The sequence below is a fragment of the Bacillus sp. Medicinal_06 genome (assembly GCF_056711665.1).
The window spans coordinates 635,128-656,423 of the sequence record NZ_JBWYHD010000002.1 but is presented as its reverse complement, the minus strand read 5'-3'; the positions used below and the strand labels follow the sequence as shown (position 1 = coordinate 656,423).

The window sequence follows — 21,296 nt, the reverse complement described above, 5'->3', positions numbered from 1 at the left end:
CGGAAAGTCTTATTTATAAGATAGATTGTGAAAAGCTTTTCAGGTCAAGCCTTTTTCAGTATTTTTCCATTCTTATCTATTTGCCTTTATAATGAATAAAGAGGTGATACATATGGCGAATATAAAACAAATTGCGAAAACCGCTGGAGTATCTATCACGACGGTTTCACGCGTGCTAAATGACCATCCCTACGTAAGTGATGAAAAGCGAAGACGCGTTTTAGATGCAGTTGAAGAGCTAAATTATGCAAAAAATATAAATGCAGTTCATTTAATAAAAGGAAAAACATTTACGGTTGGGGTGATGCTTCCTTTCATCAATTTACCCTACTTTAGTACCATTATTGAAGGGATTGGAAATGAAGCATTAGCTGCTGGTTATCATATTAATCTGTGCCAAACGAATTACGATAGCAAAGAAGAACTCCGTGTTTTAGAAATGATGAAAATGAAACAATTTGATGGCATGATTATTTGCTCACGAGCAAGCTCGTGGGAGCAAATTGAGCCTTTCGCAACGTTTGCTCCCATCATCTCATGTGAAAAAATGAAACATCCCCTTATTTCATCTGTCTACGTTGATCACTATGAGGGCTTTCGCATCGGTACAGAATATTTATTACAAAAGGGACATGATTACATCGGTGTTTGCCTAGCTCGTGAACACAGTGCCAATACAAAACAACGAAAACAAGCATTTTTTAATACGCTCCATGCATCTGGAAAAACGGTTCATCAAGACTGGATGTTTTATCAATGTTATACGATGAAAGACGGTTCCAAAGTCATGCAAAACATATTAAAAATGAAAAAACGTCCCACTGCTCTCTTTGCTGCAAACGATCAAGTTGCAGCTGGTTTATTAACAGAAGCAAAAAAACAAGGTCTACGCGTTCCAGGTGATATAGCAATTCTAGGGTTCGATAACCATGAAATTTCCGAAGCTTTAGAGATTACAACAATTGAACATCCTGGAAAAATCATGGGGTCTCATGCTTTTTCCATGTTTTATAAACAAATACAAAACGAGCAAATCCAAAATAATTCAAAAGAACTCTCTTTCCGATTAATTGAGCGTCAAACTGTATAAAGAGTATCTAATCAGGTACTCTTTTGAGATGTTCTTCCTATTGACTTTATTTTTTCTTTCTTTTATACTCAAACTAACGAACGGTAGGTAGGGGATGAAAATGACAGCAAACCGCATTAAAGCTGTAGCACTTTCTCATTTCGCACGCTACGGCTATGAAGGGACTTCATTAGCAAATATTGCTCAAGAAGTCGGGATTAAAAAGCCATCGATTTACGCACACTTTAAGGGAAAAGAAGAATTATATTTCATCTGCTTAGAAGCAGCCCTGCAAAAAGATTTACAATGCTTTACTGATGATATAGAAGCACTTTTGGAATCATCTACTGAGGTATTGCTCGTAAATCTGTTAAACGGTTATGCAAAACGATTTGGCGAGAGTGAAGAATCAATGTTCTGGTTACGCACTTCTTATTTTCCACCCGATGCATTTCGCGAGCAAATTATTGAAAAAGCAAATGCTCACATTGAGAATATTAGGGAACTTTTATTTCCTGTATTCAAACGAGCAAATGAACAAGGTGAGCTGCATAACATTGAAATGAAAGACGCTCTAGAGGCTTACTTATGCTTACTTGATGGTCTTATGGTTGAACTATTATACGCAGGTTTAAATCGCTTTGAGACCCGCTTAAACGCCTCTTGGAAAGTGTTTTGGCGCGGCCTTTCAAAATGACGGATTGCTTTCTTTGCAATGCGTCGTTTTTCAACCCTTTACCTAACGACTGGTAGGAAGGAGAAATAATATATGGCATGGGTTTATGTAATTTTAGCTGGTATTATTGAAATTTTTTGGGTGATTGGACTAAAGCACGCGGAGGCACCACTTGAATGGGTTGGTGTCGCTCTATTAATTACAATTAGTTTTGTCCTATTATTTAAAGCCTATAAAGATTTACCTGTAGGAACTGTATATGCTGTGTTTACAGGTATCGGAGCTGGTGGAATCGTTCTTACAGAGATTTTTATTTTTGGAGAACCTTTTTCAATTGTAAAAGTTTTATTAATCGGTTTAATCTTCTTCGGAGTAATTGGTTTAAAACGAGTAACAGGTGAACAAGAAGAGAAGGAGGCCGCATAAAATGGCATGGGTATTTTTAATTATTGCTGGTATTTGTGAAATCGTTGGTGTACTGTTTATGAAAGTAGCCACTGAAAAAAAAGGCTGGGCACCAAAGCTTATTTTAATCGCCAACTTTGGCGTAAGCTTCTTCTTCTTATCACTTGCAATGGACTCATTACCAATGGGGACAGCTTACGCCATTTGGACAGGAATTGGAACGGCTGGAAGTGCACTCTTAGGCATTTTGATCTTCCGCGAATCAGCTGATTGGCGTCGTCTTGCCTTCTTAAGCTGCATTTTATGCGGTGCAGTTGGCTTAAAATTAATGAGCTAACGTGAGGTGAATGTCATGTGGAAAGAAAAAGGAAAACAGTTTCTGACAGGAATTCTGATTGGAATCGTTATTCTACTGCAAATGAGCTTTCATATGATAGAATGGCTATTCCATAAAGTTATTTCTGTTCTTACGTTCCTTCCCAACATGGCACTTGAAGTCGTATCCATCGTTTGGTCGATTATTGCCTCCATTACCATTATTATCGTTTGGAGTATCGCTAAACTTTGGAATAAAATAACCAAAAAAGACAGTTCTTCTGAAAAGAAGTAACTGTCTTTTTTATGTTTAATGATTCTCATTTTTTGATTCTCTAAAGAAATTAGGTGTAATAAGACATATGATTCCAAGGATAAGAACTCCGCCACCTACGCTCTTACTCACATTCTCAAATACAACTATATCTGAAATAACATTAAGCATAATAAGTCCCCAGACAAATAAGACCACTCCAAAACCATGTAGTATTCTTCCTTTTAACGTTTGCTTCCTCACCATGCAACCCTCCTGTAAAATTTTCAAACTCCAACTATATCCTCTTACCTTTTGGACATACTACAAAAAAGGAGCTGATTATATGCAAAATTCCATACATAAACATATCCTATTGTTGTTCTTCCTATTTCTTTTCTTTGTTATATGTTTCAGCCTAATCTTACATGCACCAAAAGATATGCCGAGCACCGTTTCGGTTTATAAATTACTCTTGTGTTATTTTCCTTATTGAAAAAGGTGTCTTGTGATGAGACACTTTTTTTGGCAAGAAAAAAGACCAACAATTTCCTGTTGGTCTTTCGTATATGTATCACTTCTCAAAGCGATCTAACATTTCATCTCTCATCCCAAAACTAACAACCGCAATTCCTACATACATAAAAATAAGAAATGCTGGATGCACTGCGTTGTACCAGCTGCTATCAACAATTAAATATACCGTTAATGCTACTACAAGTACAAACGCTAAAATAAACATATAAAAGTGTCTTGTACTACCCATGATAAACTCCTCTCTTCTCACTTCACCATTCAACAGTATATTTTATCGAATAATTCGATATGACTCAAGGTTAACTTTCTTTTATATAATCGAGTTCTACCTTTACAATGTCATCACAAGCTATTGAAATAATGGTTCCTTGTTTATCAATCGCTGTCACTTCTGCGTTATCCATTACACGATGCGCTACACGCTCTAACATTTTTCCATGATCTCGATAACAAAATTCCTTTATATCTTTAATTGTTTTACCATTTTCTAAATGATACACCATCCTGTAACACTTATAGCCCATTCTCTCACCCCAAATTGTTCGTTTTTTCACATATACATAAAAATGAGTTATATCTCTCTCATTACATCCTCTTAATTTCAATAAAATTCTAACAAAAATACACAATTTTATCAAACCGACTTTTTCAACAAAAAATCCTAAAAATCAACTTTTTTCCCTACTATTACATAAAACATAAAAATTATTTACATTATTTTCATAATCTCTGCACAAATTCTCCACAAAAAAAGAACCCGCGTATAGCGAGTTCTTTTCATTTTACATGTACTCAAACTTGTACAGGAGCTGGCTTTTGATAACGTAAAACTGGTTTACGAGCAGCCATCGTTTCATCAAGACGCTTAATTACCGTCGTATGTGGTGCTTCTTGTACAACCTCTGGATTTTCTTCTGCTTCTTTTGCGATTTGAATCATCTTATCGATGAATCCATCTAATGTTTCCTTTGATTCTGTTTCTGTTGGCTCAATCATAATACATTCTTCCACGTTTAATGGGAAGTAAATTGTTGGTGGATGGTAGCCAAAATCAAGCAAACGTTTTGCAATATCTAGCGTACGTACGCCAAGTTTCTTTTGGCGACGACCTGATAATACAAATTCATGCTTACAATGTCTATCAAATGGAAGATCATAGAATGGTGCTAACCTTCTCATCATATAGTTCGCATTTAATACAGCATATTCTGTCACTGCGCGTAGTCCATCTGGACCCATAGAACGAATATACGTATAAGCACGAACGTTAATACCAAAGTTTCCATAGAATGGTTTTACGCGTCCAATTGCTTGTGGACGATCGTAGTTAAAGTGGTAACCATTTTCTGTTTTCTCTAAAATTGGTTTTGGTAAAAACGGAATTAAATCTGCTTTTACACCTACTGGACCAGAACCTGGGCCACCGCCACCATGCGGACCTGTAAATGTTTTATGAAGGTTTAAATGCACAACGTCAAATCCCATATCACCAGGACGTGCTTGACTTAATACTGCATTTAAGTTCGCACCATCATAATACAATTTACCACCCGCATTATGAACGATTTCTGCCATTTCTAAAATATTTTCTTCAAATAGACCAAGTGTATTTGGATTTGTTAACATAAGCGCTGCTGTTTCTTCATTCACAACACGTTTTAAGTCTTCTAAATCAACAAGACCATTCTCATTTGATTTTACTGTAATTGTTTCAAATCCCGCTACCGTTGCAGACGCTGGGTTTGTTCCGTGCGCAGAATCAGGCACAATTACTTTCGTACGGTTAAAGTCACCGTTTGCTTCATGGTATGCACGGATTAACATTAATCCTGTCCATTCCCCATGTGCACCAGCTGCTGGTTGCAGCGTAACAGTATCCATACCTGTAATTTCAATTAAATGCTCTTGCAAGTCGTACATTAATTCCATTGCACCTTGCACTGTTTTTTCATCTTGAAGCGGATGAATATTTGCAAAGCCTGGGAAACGTGCCACATTCTCATTGATTTTTGGGTTGTACTTCATCGTACAAGACCCTAATGGATAGAATCCAGAATCAACGCCGTGGTTACGGTTTGAAAGTGCTGTATAATGACGCATAATGTCAAGCTCAGATACTTCTGGAAGCTCTGCATCTTCTATGCGAATATAATCGCTCTCAAACACATCTTCTAATTTTACTTCTTCTACATCTAATTGGGGTAAGCTATATCCTACGCGTCCTTCTTTACTCATTTCAAAAATAAGTGCTTGGTCTTGGTTCTTCATTGGATAGCCCCCATTTCGTTTACAAGTGTGTCAATTTCTTCTTTTGTGCGAAGCTCTGTTACAGCTAAAAGCATATGATTTGCTAGCTCTTTATAATCACGGCCTAGGTCATAACCACCGATAATATTCTTTTGAACTAATGCATCATTTACTTCTTGTACTGGACGTTTGCAATCTACAACAAATTCATTGAAGAATGGACCAGCAAATGTTACTGCGAATCCTTTTGCTTCAAATTGACGTTTTGCATATTGCGCTTTAGAAATGTTTTGACGTGCCATTTCTTTCACACCTTGTTTTCCAAGTGCTGTCATCGCAACAGATGCTGCTAATGCGTTTAATGCTTGGTTTGAACAAATGTTAGATGTCGCTTTATCACGACGAATGTGTTGTTCACGAGCTTGCAATGTTAATACAAAACCACGTTTACCATCTGAATCTACAGTTTGTCCGACAAGACGCCCTGGAATTTTGCGCATAAATGCTTTCGTTGTTGCGAAATAACCGCAGTGTGGTCCACCAAACTGTGTTGGGATACCAAATGGTTGTGCATCACCAATGACAATATCAGCACCAAATTTTCCTGGTGGTGTTAATGCACCTAATGATAATGGATTTGAAGAAACGATAAATAATGATTTTTGCTCATGAACGATTTTTTCAATATCCGCTAACTTTTCCACTTGCCCGAAGAAGTTTGGATATTGGACAATTACGCAAGCGACTGTATCATCTACTTCACTTTGTAATACACTTAAATCTGTTACGCCATCTTTATGATCAATTTCAACAACTTCAAGATGTTGACCTTTTGCATATGTTTCAAGTACTGCTCTTGATTCTGGATGAACCGTTTTAGAAACAAGAATTTTCTTTTTACGAGTATGACCAGCTGCTAGCATTGCCGCTTCTGCTAAAGCTGTACCTCCGTCATACATAGAGGAGTTTGCTACATCCATCCCTGTTAATTCACAAATCATTGTTTGGAATTCAAAAATCGCTTGTAATTCCCCTTGTGAAATTTCCGGTTGGTATGGTGTGTAAGCTGTATAAAATTCTGAACGAGAAATAACATGATCAACAATTACTGGAGCATAATGATCGTATACGCCTGCTCCTAAGAAGGAAGCATAATCTTTTAAATTCGCATTTTTACGAGCCATACCAGACAGTTCTTTTAAAAGTTCTGGTTCTGACTTCGCTTGTTTAATTTTTAAATCCCCTTTAAAACGAACACTCTCTGGAATATCAGAAAATAATTCATCAATCGTTTGAACGCCGATCGTTTGTAACATTTCTTTTTTGTCTTCTTCTGTCATTGGAAGATAACGATGCAACATGAAATCTACCCCTCTCCCCGTTACTTTGAACGTTTGTAAAATGGTGTTGGAACGACTACTGCTTTGACGCGTTTATTACGAATTTCTATTTCTACTTCTGTATCAACTGCTGCATATTTTACATCAATTAATGCTAAGCCAATGCTTTTCTTTAACGTTGGAGATTGTGTACCACTCGTAACTTCCCCGATTTTTTCCTCGCCTACATATACTGGATAATGTGTACGAGGAATACCGCGCTCAATTACTTCGATGCCGACTAATTTACGAGGTGCACCGTTTTCTTTGTATTCTTTTAATGTTTCTTTCCCAAAGAAATCTGCCTCTTTGTTTGTTTTTACTGCAAAACCAATTCCAGCTTCAATTGGTGTAATATCTTTCGATAATTCTTGACCATAAAGTGGAAGTGTTGCTTCAAAACGAAGTGTATCACGTGCTCCTAAACCACATGGTTTTAAGCCGTCTTCTGCTCCAACCTCAAGAAGTTTCTCCCAAAGTTTTGCAGCATCTTCACTCTTACAGTAAATTTCAAATCCATCTTCGCCTGTGTAACCAGTGCGTGATACAAGTGCTTCTACACCATCTACAAGAACAGGGTTTTTAAATTTAAAAAACTTAATTTCTTTTAAATCTTCTGACACAACTTTTTGTAAAATGCCTTCTGCTTTTGGTCCTTGAATTGCAAGCTGTGCAATTTCACTAGAAACATTGACTACTTTCGTATCGCCAATTACATGACTTGCTAACCATTCGTAATCTTTCTCGATATTCGATGCATTGATTACTAGTAAATAGTCTTCTTCGCCACGTTTGTAGATTAATAAATCATCTACAGTACCACCATTTTCGTAACACATTGCTGTATATTGTGCACCTCCTACCTTTAAGGTAGAAACGTCATTTGTAACAACACGTTGTAAAAATGCTAAACTATCTGTTCCCGTTACTTCTACTTCTCCCATGTGAGACACGTCAAAAAGGCCTGCTGCTGTACGAACAGCTTCGTGCTCTTCTTTAATGCTTGAAAATTGAACTGGTAATTCCCAACCACCAAAGTCGATTGTTTTCCCACCATACTTCGCGTAAACATCAAATAGCGGTGTACGTTGTAATGTAATCATGTTCTTTCCCCCTTATGCTGTCTATGACAAATCAATAAAAGTTGGCTTCCCCTATCTAAACATTTTTCATTCAGAAAAGATGGGATATACGGAATCTCAATGCATTTTTTTATGAAAGCGTAAATAAAAAAGTACTTTCTTGGATAAAATACGAAAGATTCCATTCATTTCACACCATTATCCTAACATTTTTCGATCTATTTCATCAATATTCTAGCATAAAAAATAATTTGGAATTTTTTATTCTTATACTTGCAAAAACGACTTCACCTAAAAATGCTAGAAATTATCGTTTTGGGTGAAGGGTATAATAATAACCGTTTTAGTTTACAGAAGGTGGGAGAGTTTTCATGAATGTCGATATTTCCGTAGATCGGACATGGCAAGAAAATTTTTTAAAACGAATTGATGAGGACGGACCTTGGACAAATTGGGAACTATATGATTTAGCCTACAAAACAGAAAAATCATTACTTGTCCCTACATTCGATGGTTTGCAAGCACCTAAACATTTATCCCATTTCACACCACTTCCTCATCAACTAGAGGTAGCACAAACTGTTATTGAGCAAATGAATGGAAAAGCGATACTAGCAGATGAAGTTGGGCTTGGAAAAACAATTGAAGCAGGTCTTATTTTAAAAGAGTATATGGTGCGCGGTCTTGTTAAAAAAGTACTTATACTCGTTCCAGCCTCCCTTGTTTCCCAGTGGGCATATGAACTTAACACAAAGTTTTTTATCCCTGCAGTTGCCCAGAGAAAAAGCTACTCATGGGAACAAGCTGACGTCATCGTTTCATCAATTGATACAGCAAAACGTTCACCGCATCGTGATATCGTTTTAAACCTAGAATATGATCTCATCATTATTGATGAGGCACATAAACTCAAAAATAATAAAACAAAAAACTATGAATTTGCGCAGCGTCTAAAAAAGAAGTTTTGTTTATTACTAACTGCAACACCTGTCCAAAACAAAATCGATGAAATCTTTAATCTTGTTTCCTTATTAAAACCCGGTCATTTAGGGAATCAATCTAACTTCGAAGAATACTATGCTTCTAAAAATCGCTCTACAGAGTCCGATGAAGATTTGAAAGCCCTTATTAACAAAGTCATGGTACGAAATCGACGAAACGGTACAGGGATTGAGTGGCCTAAAAGGCACGTTCGAACCATATTTGTTGATTTTAATGAAGAAGAACGGGCTCTGTATAACGCGATTGAACATTGGAAAGGACAAGACGCCTTTACCTCTGCCTTTTCATCATTAACTTTGAAAAGAGAAGTATGTAGTAGCCGAGAAGCAGTTTATTATTCACTTAAAAAACATGTGGAAAAAAGACAAAAAGAAAATGAGAATTATATGCCAGATCCATATATCGATGTTTTAATGGATAAAATCAATCATATTCCTTTTAATTCAAAAGCAAATCAAACACTAGAGCTTATAAAGGAAATTGATGATAAAGTTGTTATCTTTACAGAATATAGAGCAACGCAAATGTACTTACAATGGTTTTTAAAACAGCATGGTATTTCATCGGTTCCCTTTCGAGGTGGATTCAAACGTGGGAAAAAAGATTGGATGAAAGAACTCTTCCAAAATCATGCGCAAGTGTTAATCGCAACAGAAGCAGGCGGTGAAGGAATTAACTTACAATTTTGTAGTCATATGATTAACTATGATTTGCCTTGGAATCCAATGCGGCTTGAACAACGGATTGGACGTATTCATAGACTTGGACAAAAAAATGATGTCCACATTTATAACCTAGCGACAAAACATACAGTTGAAGAACATATTTTGAAACTTCTATACGAAAAAATCAATTTATTTGAGCGAGTCATCGGTGAACTTGATGAGATTTTAACAAGGATCAATATGAAAAATATCGATGCGCATATTCAAGAGATTTTCGCAGGGTCAAAGAGCGAAGGAGAAATTCGAATTAAAATGGAAAATTTAACATCCATCATCGACTTTGCGAAGAGAAACGAAGCTGAGGTGCAAGGTTATGCAGCAACATGAAATTCATAATTATTTATGGAGTTTTTTTGAAGCAAACGACTGTGAAATTTCCCGGCGTTCCCCACATCTACTAGATGTACAATTAACAATTGAGATGGATAAACTATTGATGAATCGCCCTTTTTACTGGCATTACCTTGAGAAAACAGGCGGCGTTCCAAATCCGATGAAACTTACTCTCATTACAAATCCAGAGAACGAAGAGGAGGAAGGTGAGCTGATTCACTATGGCTCTCCTCGCCTGCATCAAATCTTTCAAACAACAAAAGAACTGGGATCCTACATACGTTTATTCGAAGAAGTGAATTCAAGTGGTACAACTCATACACCACTTCACCCATGGCTTGGCGTTAATGTAAAAGTATGTTATCAATGTGATCGAAAAAAAGACATACTTCATTCCATTGGGATTCATCTTATTTCTGGAACAATGATTACAAACTTTCATGAAACAGTAGCAAAAATTCGGCTCACGCCAAAAATACCAGATTTCAGCTTTACACTTACTCCAATTATTAAGCCGCAAAGTGGGCTCCAGCGAATAGAAGATGCATTAAAAAATCTCATCGCAGCAGATGATCATACATGGGCTGAAGAAGCACGTGTGCGCTGGAACCATGATTTAGCGCTTCTAAATCGCTTTTACGAAGAAAGCGAAGAGCTTCCGGAAAGCTACGAAATAGAAAAGCAAGCATTACAAGAGCAATACGAACCTCGTGTTACGATGCAAATTATAAATGGTGGACTTTTTTATGTAACCGCTAATCATTTCTTTCATAAGAAAAGCCCCTTCTCATGAGAAGGAGCTTTTCTTATATTTTCCCATTATACTTCCGACCATCATTATGTTCTTGTTGTTGCTTTTCTGTCATTCGTTTTTGATATTCCCTGTCTTTTGCACTCACATGGTTTGCATCTGTTGGAAGATTCTTTTTCGAACGTCCTACGCCATTGCTCATCTCTTTCACCCCTTATGCTTTTCAAATTCATTCTTATTGTCAGCTAGGGGAGCAATCCTTATGCAAAAATAAGAGAAGCTTTTTCGCTCCTCTTATTCCTTCACATATTTCTGAAACATATCGTGCAAGCCTTGATTTACGAGATGAGAGATCTGTTCGTCAGATTTATGCGGATAACGATCACGCAACCTGATAGATGCTTTCACCATTAAATTTTCTAATACAGAACGGCCACCTTCACCATAAATAATTTCAGCATATTCTACAAGCCTTCCATCTTCTATAGTTGCTGGATTATGATTGAAGAAAAATTTACTCATTGTCTCCACCTCTCTTTTTTGATAACGTTTACATTTATATAGATTATTTATGTTATTTATTTCACAATATTGTATGCATGTATAGATGATTAGTTTCATTATAAAACAACATGACGATAGGAATAACTTAAGTTTTCGTCAATTTTGTGAACAAACTTTTAGAAATGAAAGCGTTTTAATTATTATATAATAAAAAAGATTACCACGCTAGGGGCAATCTTCTTTATTTCTACTAAAAACTCACGTTTCACTTCGTACACGCTAAAGACTTTTGTCGTATCTATATTCACCATCTTGAAGCTGATTGAGATTGATTTCTAAATTAGAATAATTATATTTCTTTCTATATATTAGTTATCAAATTAATCTTGTTCAATATTCAAAATTATATTGTAGAATATATCTATAACTAAGGAGGCATAACATGAACCAAAATAAGAAAGTTGTATTCGATCTTATCTTTTATCTCGTCTTTCCTTTTGTCATTTGGAAATTCGCAAAAACTCATATTGATCCTTATTACGCGATGCTTATTTCCTCGGTGCCGGGAATTCTTTATACACTGTACTGCTTTAAGAAAGAAAAGCAGTTCAACGTCACAGGGTTCTTTATTTTGATTACCCTCATTGCTAACACGGCAGTAGATTTATTGTCTGGATCTGCTGAGCGCATGCTGTGGAATGACGCATATTATCATATCGTACTCGGGTGCATTGTCATTTGTACAATCTTTATTAAGAAACCACTCATGTTATATTTCGCAGCTGATATTGCAGCACTGCAAGGACATGACCGAGATAAAAGCCGCGTCCTTTACCGCGATAAACGTATATATCCAGCCTTACAATACTTAACATTATTTTTCGGTCTCCAATTCATTTTAAAAAGCTTTTTAAAAATTTATTTCATCTCTGTCTTTGGAGTAGATGGATACGGTGAAATGAGAGCCATCATGACCGCAGTCGGTTGGGGAATTTCCATATGTATTGGCATAGGGTTTGTCTGGGTGAATAATAAAATACACGCAGTAACTGAACAGAGTGAATCTACCAATAGGGTATAAATAATCAAAAAAATAATAAAAATCCCCCTGTACATGTACAGGGGGATTTTTATAGGTTTGTCTGTCGAATCAATGACAAGTATATACTCGTCGCAAAAATTTTACTATACCGCCTCGCACAATTACTAGCGGTAAATCATTCCAATTTTTATTAACTTGATTTTTTTCTTTTCTTCTTTACATTTTGATAAAACAAAGCAGCACTAAGCGGCATCATTCCAAACCATCTGTTTAAAAATGGCGCTTTCTCAGCACGGCGTTGTTCTTTCTTCTGCTTTCGATCCTCTTTTGGAGCATCCATATATGATACAAATTGTTGCGTCACAAAACGCACATAATCATTAGTAGACATATTATCATCACCTCTACTTGATTAGTATGCCCACTTTTTTACGCATTAATCTTTCGCAGTAGCTCCTTCACAATCTCTTCCACATTTTTATTTGTCGTATCTATATAGACATAAGCTTCTTCATAATATGCCCGGCGGTTCTCAAACTTCTCTACAAACGCCTCTATGTTCTCTTTTTGAAATAATGGACGCGTTATATCTTCGCGAAGGCGTTCTGCGATCACATACGGATCACAATATAAATACACAACCGTTCCATTTTCTTTCATCCACTGGCGATTCTCAGTTCGCTCAACAATACCTCCACCAGTTGTAATAATTAAGTTACTCGTCGGTAAAGAGCGTAGCATTTCACTTTCGTATTGACGAAATGTATTTTCCCCTTCTTCTGCAAAAATATCACGAATTAACTTCCCTTGCTTCTCCTCAATTTTTTGATCTGTATCTACAACTGGAATATGCAATCGTTCACTTAGCACTCTCCCAATTGTTGTTTTTCCTGCTCCCATGTAACCTGTTATGTAGATGGATTTCATTTTGTTACCTCTTTTCTATCAAGTTGTTCATTGTTTAATTATTTGTATTATAACGAAAGATTGACTGATGCGGTTTATGTTACATGCTACTTGCACAACTAAAAAACGTTTTGTCCTTCATTTTGTATCAAGAACAAAACGTAATGGTAATAAGCTCTCTACCTCATCGCTCCTCTACCCAATTTATAACCCGTTTATTTATTTTATCGTATTGAAAGTTCACTTTATAAGAATGCTTTTGTTTCGTCATACACTGCAATGTAACAAAAACAAGTTCATTCTCAAATACATAGTTCCCACTCGCCTCACCATTTTTATATCGAAATAAAAATGCATCATTTTGTTCTTTTTCCAGCAAGTCTGTCTTTATCGAGACAACCGCTTGATCGGTAATCTCTTCTAACAAAAACTTTTGCTGCGCCTCTTTATAAAATCTTTGATCAGATTGTAACATATTTATTTCATATATAAAGAATGAAAACAATAAGAAAAGAAGGATTAATGTGCCCGGCATCGCAAAACCATCTTGTTTTCTCATGTTTTCAACTCAATAGGTGTGTAACGTGTTGCTATACCGTGATACATTTTACCACTTATATCTTGCACATGTATGGTTAATACATTAGATGTTAAGTCATAAGAAACCGAACTGACCTTTTGTAATATAATCTCCATCCCTAGCCTATTTACTTTTCTCACGATGTTATTTCCTAACACTTCATATGTTACATTAACTCTGCTATTCAGTTGGAAAAGGAGTAAATCTTCTTGATTTTCTAACTGGACATCTTTTCCCATCTGACTCTCCCTAAACTCTAATTGCACTTGTTCCATGAACACATCCCATTCCCAACTATTTATTTGCTTCGAATACGGTTTCTCAATAAATAAACCATGGAGGCGCGGCACAAGAAGAAAGAAAATAGATAAAAACAATACACATAACAGCATTTCTAATAACGTAAATCCTGCTTCTCCCTTTTTACTTTTGAGCATAGCGACATTGTTCCATTCTTTTTTGTTTAACGTCTTTCCAAATTGCACAAACCTCTTCTCCCTGCCAATGCGTCTGGTATACAACACCATCTATTGTCTTCTCTTTTTGCTGCTTCGGCCGATTTTGATACATATATAGCGCTGCTTCCCTCTTCAACAATACATGTGCTTTATATCGAGATTGAATATTTTTTCTTTCTTGCATAATAAGAAGTGTTTGCGGAAGCAACAGTGATACAGCCATCATTAATAAACTTAACGATACGAGCATCTCGAGCATAACCGATCCTTTTTGACACTTCACGATACGTAAATCTCCCTCTTCCAAGTTGAAATACAATTTCATAAGTGTGTGCGCGATAAGAAAGTAAGATTGTACCACCTTGGTTTATATTTCCATTTTTATTATAGGTCATTGGATTCGGAAAAGTATTTAAATCAATCTTTATATCACGTTCATATTCCCGGATAAACAGGGAACGTTTATCCCCAGATTTCCAAATACTGTACATATGTTTTTCAGGGACCCATCGTAACATATGAAGATTCCGACGGTTTATAGCTAACTGCTGCATATACAATATATCTTGTGAAAATTGTTTTAAAAACTGTTCGACTTTTTGCCTTTCATATAATGGTGTAACGTTAAAATAAGTAACAACGCTCAATATCGAGATGATAGATAGAACGAGGAGCATCTCTAAAAATGTAAATCCCTTTTGTTTCACGATTTACCAACTACGGATACTGCACCATCATCACTTGAAATACTAATTTGTTCTCCTTTTGGACACGTTGTGGAAGTAATGTACTTATCTTTCACTAATTCGTCGATAGTCGGTATCTTATTATGTTGTAATTGATAAGCCTGCACTTGCGATTCGACCGATTTTACGTAAGCATCACAACCTTTTCCTTGTACGGAAGAGCGCTGTTTAATGACATTCGGAATAATTAATAGAAGCAATACCGAAATAACAACCATCACTAATAGCATCTCTAAAAGAGTAAATCCTTTTTCATTTTTCATATAACTTACCTCCTAAATAGAATTCATCATCTGAAACATCGGCATAATCATCGCTAAATACATAAGAACAACAATTATGCCAATGCATGTAAACAGCAGTGGTTGAATAATGACTAAAATACGTTGAATCTTTCCTTCCATTTTTTCAATCGTTAATTCGCTATAATCTCCTAATTCTGTCGCTAAGTTTCCATTTGCTTGTCCATGCGCAATAACGTAAGACAGTTCACGCTCGTAATAACTGCTCTTCATAATAATAGAATCCAACTGTTCTCCCGCAGTTAATAACTCTTCAATCCGAATAGCTTCACATTGAAAAAACGGGTGATGTTTTTGTTCAATCATTAACGTTAAAGCTTCGAGTACCGATAATCCACCTTGTAATAGACCGCTTAATTGAACAGAGAAATAATGAGAATTTGTTAAAATAAGAAATGTTTTGATAAGGGGAATACGCACGATAATATTTACCCTTTGAATGGGAGGAAGCTTTCGTAGATAAAACACATATACGCATACTCCAAATGCAATGATGAGAAAAAATCCACCAATTATATATGGGAGCATTTGGATAAAGGACATAATTTGATCAGCAAAGGAAGCTGAAGTTGCATGTAAAGAACTGTACAATGTCTCAAATTGAGGAAGCAAAATAAGGTTGAATACAGCAAGAATTCCTAGTAAAAAAATAGATAAAAAAATCGGATAACGGAGAACTTTCATCATATCCTTTTGATGCTTATCTTTCCTATAGAGAAGTACACTTCCTTGCTTTAAAGCAAAAGAAACATCACCATGTTGCTGCGCATAAAATAAATAACTTAATATGTCCGGATGAAACATCATTTGCTGAAAAGCATCGTGTAGACTCTGTCCATTTTTCAATTCTTCAATAATATGCTGCAGTTGTAGCCGTTTTGCAGAGGATAATTGAAACTGTAAAAATTCTAGCGCTTGTAAGAGAGGATAGCCTTTTTCTAACAATTCCCCAAGCCTTTTTAATAACAAGACTTGTTCATGTAATCGCCACCCTTTTCGTTCAAACATAAACATCCTCTTCTAAAAATCCTAAAGCATACCCTTTTCTTATACATGATTGCAATGTTTCATAATGATAGGTTACATGCTCTCCATTCGCTTCACGAATCGCTTGTTTCAATTCAAGGCCATATAGCAACTCATAAATGCTTGCTTGCCGCACTTTCCTCATCGCTTTACATAACGGCGAACATTTTCCTTTACAAAATGGACACTTCAATTCAACAAGGCGCTGCGCTGCCACTGCAAGTAATGATTGCTCAATTTCTTGCCTTGTAATTCCATAGTCCATCAAACGCAGCACAGCCCCTTTTGCGTCATTTGTATGCAACGTGGTCATGACTAAATGTCCTGTTAAACTTGCACGCACAGCTACTTTCGCTGTTTCTTCATCACGAATTTCACCAACTAAAATAATATCAGGATCATGACGCAAAATTGCTTTTAAACCAGTTGTATACGTGATACCTGCTTTTTCATTAATTTGAATTTGTAATAAACCGTCCTTTCGCTTTTCGATTGGATCCTCAAGTGTAACAATACGGCGCGTTTGTCCCTTTTTCGCTACCTCTAGCAAAGCATACATTGTCGTTGTTTTTCCAGATCCTGTTGGTCCAGTAAATACGAGTAATCCATGAGAATGATGTAAAAAAGAGAGAAGTGTTTTCGCCGAGTTTGGAAATAAAGAAAGATGGGAAAGTGGCTGAACCGACGCTTGCAAGTGCAAACGAATGACCAGGCTTTCGAGATACACAGTTGGCAGTGTAGAAAGACGCAAGTGAACTTCTTGCCCATCAATTTGTAAATACAATGATCCATTTTGTGGCTTACGCCTTTCCCCTATATCCATAGACGCTAAAAATTTAAAATGCGAAACAAGTCTTTCTCCAAATTCTTTTCTAATATAATGCTTCGTCACCAAATCTTTTCCAATACGTAATTGTATAACTGCATCCTTTTGTCGCGGCACAATATGCAAATCGGATGCCTGTAATGCACATGCTTCCTTCATAATTGTATTAGCAAAGTGCTCAACACCATTCATCGTTATCCCTCCTTACTATGTATATATCATGAAGAGATACATAAGAAAAATCATGATTTTTGCGTTTTTTCATTCTCAAAAAGGAAAAATATGTTTGTGAAAATATGAACAATTTCTGAATTATTGACTAAAATTACCTATATGCAACTTTATCTGTATTATAATGTTAATATCTTGGATAAAGTGATAAAGGTGGAGATCCTCATGGAACAAGCTTTAAAAATTACAGGTGTACTATCTGATCCAACTCGCTATTATATTTATAAATATATTTCTCAAAAACATAGTTACGTAACTGTACAAGAAATCGCAGATGAATTTAATATCCATCCAAACGTAGCTCGTCTACATTTATCAAAATTAGAAGACGTTAATATGTTGAAATCTGAAACAAAAAAAACGGGAAAAGGCGGAAGACCAAGCAGATTATATGTATTATCTGAAGACTTAATTCAATTACAATTCCCATTTCGCGACTATCAATTATTAGCGAAAATTGCTTTCAATTCATTACTAAGCCTCGGTGCAGCTGGTGAAAAGGCACTATATGAAACAGGCAAACAATTTGGTAAAGAATTAATGGAACAACATATGCAGCGTTTAAATATTAATGAAAATTCCTTAACATTAGAACACAAAGTTAAAATTGCAAAAGAAGCGTTATCAACTGCTGGCTTATCTCCTTCATTTGAATTAAGTACAGATGGCACACAAATTTTCTATGATGTTTACAATTGTCCATTTAAAGAAGTTGCTGTTCATCACCCTGAAGAAATTTGCAATATGCACAGCGATATGATGAAGGGGATTTTTGAATTCCTATTCCCGAACATGGAATTAACACGACATGATAACTTATTAGACGGATGTAAATCTTGCAATTACAAAGTTCATCTATAATTTCTTCATATGAAAATGTGTCAAAAAGAAGTCAATTACATTTGGCTTCTTTTCTTTTTTCGCAAATATTTACAATAGTAAGAAAAATAAACTATAATGAAGAGAGGTTTACTTTTTTTAGAAAAGGAGGGAGATTGCATGGAGCGCATGTTTCGCGTTCTCGGCTTTTGGACTGGAATTTTCTCAGTTATGTTTTACTTAGGGGATATGCACGCAACTGCACTATTATTTTTAGGCCAAACAGGATTCTTCGTACTTTTAAGTTATTTAAAATTAACAGAGCGTATGTATATATACGTATTTGGGGCATATTTAACTGTTTTCTTCATTGGATTTACATACTATACAACATTCTTACTTGTCCCAGGGGCTGGGCATTAAAAAGGTGGCAAATTGCCACCTTTTTTTATTTTTTTCTAATTACCTAGTTGACTTATAGGTTTTATTGAAATATATTTTATATAACAGATTGGGATTAGGGGGAATCATCATGAATACACTGCTAGTCAGTATTAACATTGCGGTCATGCTCATATTAGTTGGCATATTATATTATATGCAGCGCAAGCATGTATCTTTTAATAAACGCGTATTTACTGCTTTAGGAGTCGGAATTACATTTGGTCTTATCTTACAATTTATCTATGAACCTACTTCTAAAGTTATTATCGATTCAAATAACTGGTTTAGCATAATCGGTAGCGGCTATGTAAAACTGCTACAAATGATTGTTATGCCACTGATTTTAGTTTCCATTATCTCAGCATTTACAAAGTTAAAATTAACAAAAAATCTTGGTAAAATTAGCGGACTTATTATCGGAATTTTAATTCTTACAACTGGAATCGCTGCCGCTGTTGGTATTGCCGCAAGCGCAGGGTTTGACGTTCAAGCAACTGGTTTACAACAAGGTGATGCAGAAACAGCTCGCTTAAAATTAGTGGAAGAAAAATTCACTTCCATTGAACAAACACCCATTCCACAAAAATTATTGGAGTTATTACCTACAAATCCATTTCTTGATTTAACTGGTGCACGTCCAACTTCAACAATTTCTGTTGTAATCTTTGCGGCATTCATTGGAATAGCCTTTATCGGTGTGAAAAGAAAATATCCAGAACAAGCAGAGTTATTTAAGAAAATGCTTGATGCTGTTTATGCAATTGTAATGCGTATGGTAACGTTAATTTTACGCCTGACTCCATACGGCGTATTAGCTCTTATGACAAAAACAGTTGCTGGTAGTGATGTGAACGCCATTTTAAAACTCGGTAACTTTGTTCTAGCATCTTACGTAGCGCTTATCGTGATGTTTATCATTCACTTATTATTAATTGCTCTATCTGGTTTAAATCCAATTCAATATTTGAAAAAGGTATTCCCAGTCTTAACATTTGCCTTCACTTCTCGCTCTAGTGCAGGTGCAATGCCATTAAATATCGAAGCACAAAAAGAAAAACTTGGTGTTTCAGAAGGAATTGCAAACTTTGCTGCTTCCTTCGGGGTATCTATCGGTCAAAATGGTTGCGCAGGTATTTATCCTGCTATGCTGGCAATGATGGTCGCTCCAACTGTAGGTATCGATCCATTACAACCACAATTTATTTTAACTTTAATCGCCGTTGTTGCGATTAGCTCATTTGGTGTTGCCGGCGTTGGTGGCGGAGCAACATTCGCGGCATTGATCGTCCTCTCAACAATGAACTTACCGATTGGTATTGTTGCTCTTGTTATCTCTGTTGAACCATTAATCGATATGGGTCGTACAGCTCTTAACGTAAGCGGATCAATGACAGCAGGCCTTATTTCTAGTAAATGGCTTGGTGAATTAGATCATGATACGTATAATCAAGATGATATAAAAAGTAAGGAAATTGCTTCATAAAAAGAAACTTTCATAAAAAAGGAATGCTAATTAATATAGCATTCCTTTTTTATTCCCTACAATCACTATTTTGCATATCTAATCTGTTTCTTTTGCTCCAAAAGATCCAATTCCGGGATTTGCTTCTCCGCCAAAATCAATACTTCTTCGATTAATGATTCCAAATCCTTTATACTGTTTTCTGGATTTCCTATCAAGATATAGGTCATTCGCTTATAAAGTTTTTCAGGTTTTACTGTCATTCGGTCAATATTATAAGGCATCCATTTAAATGCAGGATGATGTACATACATTTTATTAAGACCGAACAAAACGCCAAATATATTCTTCTGCACGTCACAAATTACATCGTATAGCATAAGCCAATCTTTGCGTGTTAAAAGTGCTTCGCGGTTATTCCATTGATTACTTAGTAAAAGATTCTCTGTAACCATCTGTTTGGAAAGTTCTAACGGATATTCTGCGATTCTATCTTTTAGTTTTCTAATTGTTTCTTGCCCATGCAAGCTCACACCATCCTGAACGGAAGCTACAATACATTGTTTCTCATAATCAATTTCATACTTGTCCACTACATCAGAAATAAAATGTTCAACTGTTACAGTTAAAAAGTTACTTATTTCTAATTTAATCCCGTCTTTCGTTACATAAGATTCCGACCACTCTTCCTCTTCATACGGATGATACGCCAAAATGGTACCACCGACATTTTTAATAGGCCCTTCGCGTTCTTCATCTTCTGGCGGTGCTGACCATAAAATATGCAACTCTATATCTGAATTTTCATCTTGCCAGTTTCTTGATACGGATCCTGCCAAAAGAATTGCTTCTACTTTTGGATTTTGTTTATAGATTTCTGCCATATCTATCGCTTTTTGCACTAAATTCATGTGATTTCCTCCATGTTTGATTGTCCCTTTATATATTTTTCTTTGGCATTACTACAATGTTTCTATTTATAGATTAATAGAAATTCATTACCACATCAACTAATCGTCTTTTATTTCTGAATATTATTAATAAAAATCTCTTCGTTTCCAGGTGTATAAACAGAAAAAAGGATATATACTCCTATATTGAGCATAGTATCCTCCTCTTCATTATCTATTGATATATCCTATTAAACAACTAACAAAAATAAAAATAGAAATTTCG

The 21,296-nt window shown here is 35.8% G+C and carries 29 protein-coding genes and 1 pseudogene; 12 read left to right on the top strand and 18 right to left on the bottom strand.

What is annotated here, in order from left to right; translation table 11 throughout:
- The first annotated feature begins 112 nt into the window (after positions 1-112).
- The 5 genes from AC1M36_RS07025 (at position 113) to AC1M36_RS07005 (ending at position 2,760) form a co-directional block, all read left to right on the top strand.
- Entirely contained in the window at positions 113-1,090 is a 978-nt protein-coding gene (locus AC1M36_RS07025; RefSeq protein WP_336450069.1) for a LacI family DNA-binding transcriptional regulator, read from the top strand.
- A 94-nt stretch (positions 1,091-1,184) separates the two neighbouring features.
- Positions 1,185-1,766 (top strand): TetR/AcrR family transcriptional regulator, encoded by a 582-nt coding sequence (locus AC1M36_RS07020; RefSeq protein WP_336450070.1) that lies wholly within the window; start codon positions 1,185-1,187, stop codon positions 1,764-1,766.
- Between the two features lie 72 nt (positions 1,767-1,838).
- Positions 1,839-2,171: a DMT family transporter gene (locus AC1M36_RS07015; protein WP_336450071.1), complete on the top strand. Its 333-nt coding sequence runs from the start codon at positions 1,839-1,841 to the stop codon at positions 2,169-2,171.
- Position 2,172: 1 nt separating this feature from the next.
- A complete protein-coding gene (locus tag AC1M36_RS07010; RefSeq protein ID WP_098336277.1) occupies positions 2,173-2,487 on the top strand; it encodes a DMT family transporter in 315 nt (104 codons plus the stop codon).
- 15 nt (positions 2,488-2,502) lie between these two features.
- Positions 2,503-2,760, top strand: a complete 258-nt coding sequence (locus tag AC1M36_RS07005) for a DUF3975 family protein (protein ID WP_336450072.1) — start codon at positions 2,503-2,505, stop codon at positions 2,758-2,760.
- Positions 2,761-2,775: 15 nt separating this feature from the next.
- Here the strand turns inward: AC1M36_RS07005 and AC1M36_RS07000 are convergent, their stop codons facing one another.
- The 6 genes from AC1M36_RS07000 to gcvT form a co-directional block, all read right to left on the bottom strand.
- Positions 2,776-2,985 carry a hypothetical protein gene (locus tag AC1M36_RS07000; protein WP_336450073.1) on the bottom strand — a complete coding sequence of 70 codons (210 nt, stop codon included), beginning with the start codon at positions 2,983-2,985 and terminating at the stop codon, positions 2,776-2,778.
- Between the two features lie 307 nt (positions 2,986-3,292).
- Positions 3,293-3,484: a hypothetical protein gene (locus tag AC1M36_RS06995; RefSeq protein WP_016116299.1), complete on the bottom strand. Its 192-nt coding sequence runs from the start codon at positions 3,482-3,484 to the stop codon at positions 3,293-3,295.
- Between the two features lie 70 nt (positions 3,485-3,554).
- Positions 3,555-3,779, bottom strand: coding sequence for a DUF3929 family protein (locus AC1M36_RS06990; protein ID WP_026049147.1), 225 nt, complete (start codon positions 3,777-3,779; stop codon positions 3,555-3,557).
- Between the two features lie 268 nt (positions 3,780-4,047).
- Positions 4,048-5,523 carry an aminomethyl-transferring glycine dehydrogenase subunit 2 gene (gene gcvPB, locus AC1M36_RS06985; protein WP_336450074.1) on the bottom strand — a complete coding sequence of 492 codons (1,476 nt, stop codon included), beginning with the start codon at positions 5,521-5,523 and terminating at the stop codon, positions 4,048-4,050.
- Positions 5,520-6,863: an aminomethyl-transferring glycine dehydrogenase subunit 1 gene (gene gcvPA / locus AC1M36_RS06980; protein WP_336450075.1), complete on the bottom strand. Its 1,344-nt coding sequence runs from the start codon at positions 6,861-6,863 to the stop codon at positions 5,520-5,522. The genes gcvPB and gcvPA overlap by 4 nt, the downstream gene beginning before the upstream one ends.
- Positions 6,864-6,883: 20 nt before the next feature.
- Entirely contained in the window at positions 6,884-7,984 is a 1,101-nt protein-coding gene (gcvT, locus tag AC1M36_RS06975) for a glycine cleavage system aminomethyltransferase GcvT (protein WP_479845673.1), read from the bottom strand.
- 350 nt (positions 7,985-8,334) lie between these two features.
- Between gcvT and AC1M36_RS06970 the strand changes: the two genes are divergently transcribed.
- Positions 8,335-10,017: a DEAD/DEAH box helicase gene (locus tag AC1M36_RS06970; protein WP_479845672.1), complete on the top strand. Its 1,683-nt coding sequence runs from the start codon at positions 8,335-8,337 to the stop codon at positions 10,015-10,017.
- Positions 10,004-10,816 carry a YqhG family protein gene (locus tag AC1M36_RS06965; protein WP_336450078.1) on the top strand — a complete coding sequence of 271 codons (813 nt, stop codon included), beginning with the start codon at positions 10,004-10,006 and terminating at the stop codon, positions 10,814-10,816. Before AC1M36_RS06970 ends, AC1M36_RS06965 begins: the two co-directional genes overlap by 14 nt.
- Before the next feature lie 13 nt (positions 10,817-10,829).
- Here the strand turns inward: AC1M36_RS06965 and AC1M36_RS06960 are convergent, their stop codons facing one another.
- Both AC1M36_RS06960 and AC1M36_RS06955 read right to left on the bottom strand, forming a co-directional pair.
- Positions 10,830-10,976 carry a hypothetical protein gene (locus AC1M36_RS06960; protein WP_000064866.1) on the bottom strand — a complete coding sequence of 49 codons (147 nt, stop codon included), beginning with the start codon at positions 10,974-10,976 and terminating at the stop codon, positions 10,830-10,832.
- 92 nt (positions 10,977-11,068) lie between these two features.
- Entirely contained in the window at positions 11,069-11,296 is a 228-nt protein-coding gene (locus AC1M36_RS06955) for a hypothetical protein (RefSeq protein ID WP_017150839.1), read from the bottom strand.
- Positions 11,297-11,381: 85 nt separating this feature from the next.
- Between AC1M36_RS06955 and AC1M36_RS06950 the strand changes: the two genes are divergently transcribed.
- Positions 11,382-11,486 (top strand): GTP pyrophosphokinase, encoded by a 105-nt coding sequence (locus tag AC1M36_RS06950; protein ID WP_336450079.1) that lies wholly within the window; start codon positions 11,382-11,384, stop codon positions 11,484-11,486.
- A gap of 234 nt (positions 11,487-11,720) precedes the next feature.
- Positions 11,721-12,359 carry a VC0807 family protein gene (locus tag AC1M36_RS06945; RefSeq protein WP_336450080.1) on the top strand — a complete coding sequence of 213 codons (639 nt, stop codon included), beginning with the start codon at positions 11,721-11,723 and terminating at the stop codon, positions 12,357-12,359.
- Between the two features lie 151 nt (positions 12,360-12,510).
- Here the strand turns inward: AC1M36_RS06945 and AC1M36_RS06940 are convergent, their stop codons facing one another.
- The 9 genes and pseudogenes from AC1M36_RS06940 to comGA all read right to left on the bottom strand — a co-directional run bounded on the left by AC1M36_RS06940 (position 12,511) and on the right by comGA (position 17,356).
- Positions 12,511-12,711, bottom strand: a complete 201-nt coding sequence (locus AC1M36_RS06940) for a YqzE family protein (RefSeq protein ID WP_336450081.1) — start codon at positions 12,709-12,711, stop codon at positions 12,511-12,513.
- 38 nt (positions 12,712-12,749) lie between these two features.
- A complete protein-coding gene (locus AC1M36_RS06935; protein ID WP_336450082.1) occupies positions 12,750-13,247 on the bottom strand; it encodes a shikimate kinase in 498 nt (165 codons plus the stop codon).
- A gap of 163 nt (positions 13,248-13,410) precedes the next feature.
- Positions 13,411-13,785 (bottom strand): competence type IV pilus minor pilin ComGG, encoded by a 375-nt coding sequence (gene comGG / locus AC1M36_RS06930; RefSeq protein ID WP_336450083.1) that lies wholly within the window; start codon positions 13,783-13,785, stop codon positions 13,411-13,413.
- Positions 13,782-14,333 (bottom strand): competence type IV pilus minor pilin ComGF, encoded by a 552-nt coding sequence (gene comGF, locus AC1M36_RS06925; RefSeq protein ID WP_420792319.1) that lies wholly within the window; start codon positions 14,331-14,333, stop codon positions 13,782-13,784. The genes comGG and comGF overlap by 4 nt, the downstream gene beginning before the upstream one ends.
- Positions 14,230-14,547 carry a competence type IV pilus minor pilin ComGE gene (comGE, locus tag AC1M36_RS06920; protein WP_336450084.1) on the bottom strand — a complete coding sequence of 106 codons (318 nt, stop codon included), beginning with the start codon at positions 14,545-14,547 and terminating at the stop codon, positions 14,230-14,232. Before comGE ends, comGF begins: the two co-directional genes overlap by 104 nt.
- Positions 14,528-14,971, bottom strand: a pseudogene (gene comGD / locus AC1M36_RS06915) (competence type IV pilus minor pilin ComGD); the annotation flags it as partial. The pseudogene comGD and the gene comGE, both read right to left, overlap by 20 nt.
- Positions 14,968-15,273 carry a competence type IV pilus major pilin ComGC gene (gene comGC, locus AC1M36_RS06910; RefSeq protein ID WP_174099019.1) on the bottom strand — a complete coding sequence of 102 codons (306 nt, stop codon included), beginning with the start codon at positions 15,271-15,273 and terminating at the stop codon, positions 14,968-14,970. The pseudogene comGD and the gene comGC, both read right to left, overlap by 4 nt.
- Before the next feature lie 12 nt (positions 15,274-15,285).
- Positions 15,286-16,326, bottom strand: coding sequence for a competence type IV pilus assembly protein ComGB (gene comGB, locus AC1M36_RS06905; protein ID WP_336450085.1), 1,041 nt, complete (start codon positions 16,324-16,326; stop codon positions 15,286-15,288).
- Positions 16,313-17,356: a competence type IV pilus ATPase ComGA gene (comGA, locus tag AC1M36_RS06900; RefSeq protein ID WP_336450086.1), complete on the bottom strand. Its 1,044-nt coding sequence runs from the start codon at positions 17,354-17,356 to the stop codon at positions 16,313-16,315. Before comGA ends, comGB begins: the two co-directional genes overlap by 14 nt.
- A gap of 204 nt (positions 17,357-17,560) precedes the next feature.
- Here comGA and AC1M36_RS06895 point away from each other — a divergent pair, with 204 nt between their 5' ends.
- The 3 genes from AC1M36_RS06895 (at position 17,561) to AC1M36_RS06885 (ending at position 20,141) form a co-directional block, all read left to right on the top strand.
- A complete protein-coding gene (locus AC1M36_RS06895) occupies positions 17,561-18,256 on the top strand; it encodes a helix-turn-helix transcriptional regulator (RefSeq protein ID WP_336450087.1) in 696 nt (231 codons plus the stop codon).
- Between the two features lie 138 nt (positions 18,257-18,394).
- A complete protein-coding gene (locus tag AC1M36_RS06890; protein ID WP_006096019.1) occupies positions 18,395-18,637 on the top strand; it encodes a DUF2626 domain-containing protein in 243 nt (80 codons plus the stop codon).
- Positions 18,638-18,725: 88 nt separating this feature from the next.
- Complete coding sequence (locus AC1M36_RS06885; protein WP_336450618.1) at positions 18,726-20,141, top strand: L-cystine transporter; 1,416 nt, start codon at positions 18,726-18,728, stop codon at positions 20,139-20,141.
- Between the two features lie 65 nt (positions 20,142-20,206).
- Here the strand turns inward: AC1M36_RS06885 and AC1M36_RS06880 are convergent, their stop codons facing one another.
- Complete coding sequence (locus AC1M36_RS06880) at positions 20,207-21,031, bottom strand: DUF4037 domain-containing protein (protein WP_479845671.1); 825 nt, start codon at positions 21,029-21,031, stop codon at positions 20,207-20,209.
- Positions 21,032-21,296 lie beyond the last annotated feature (265 nt).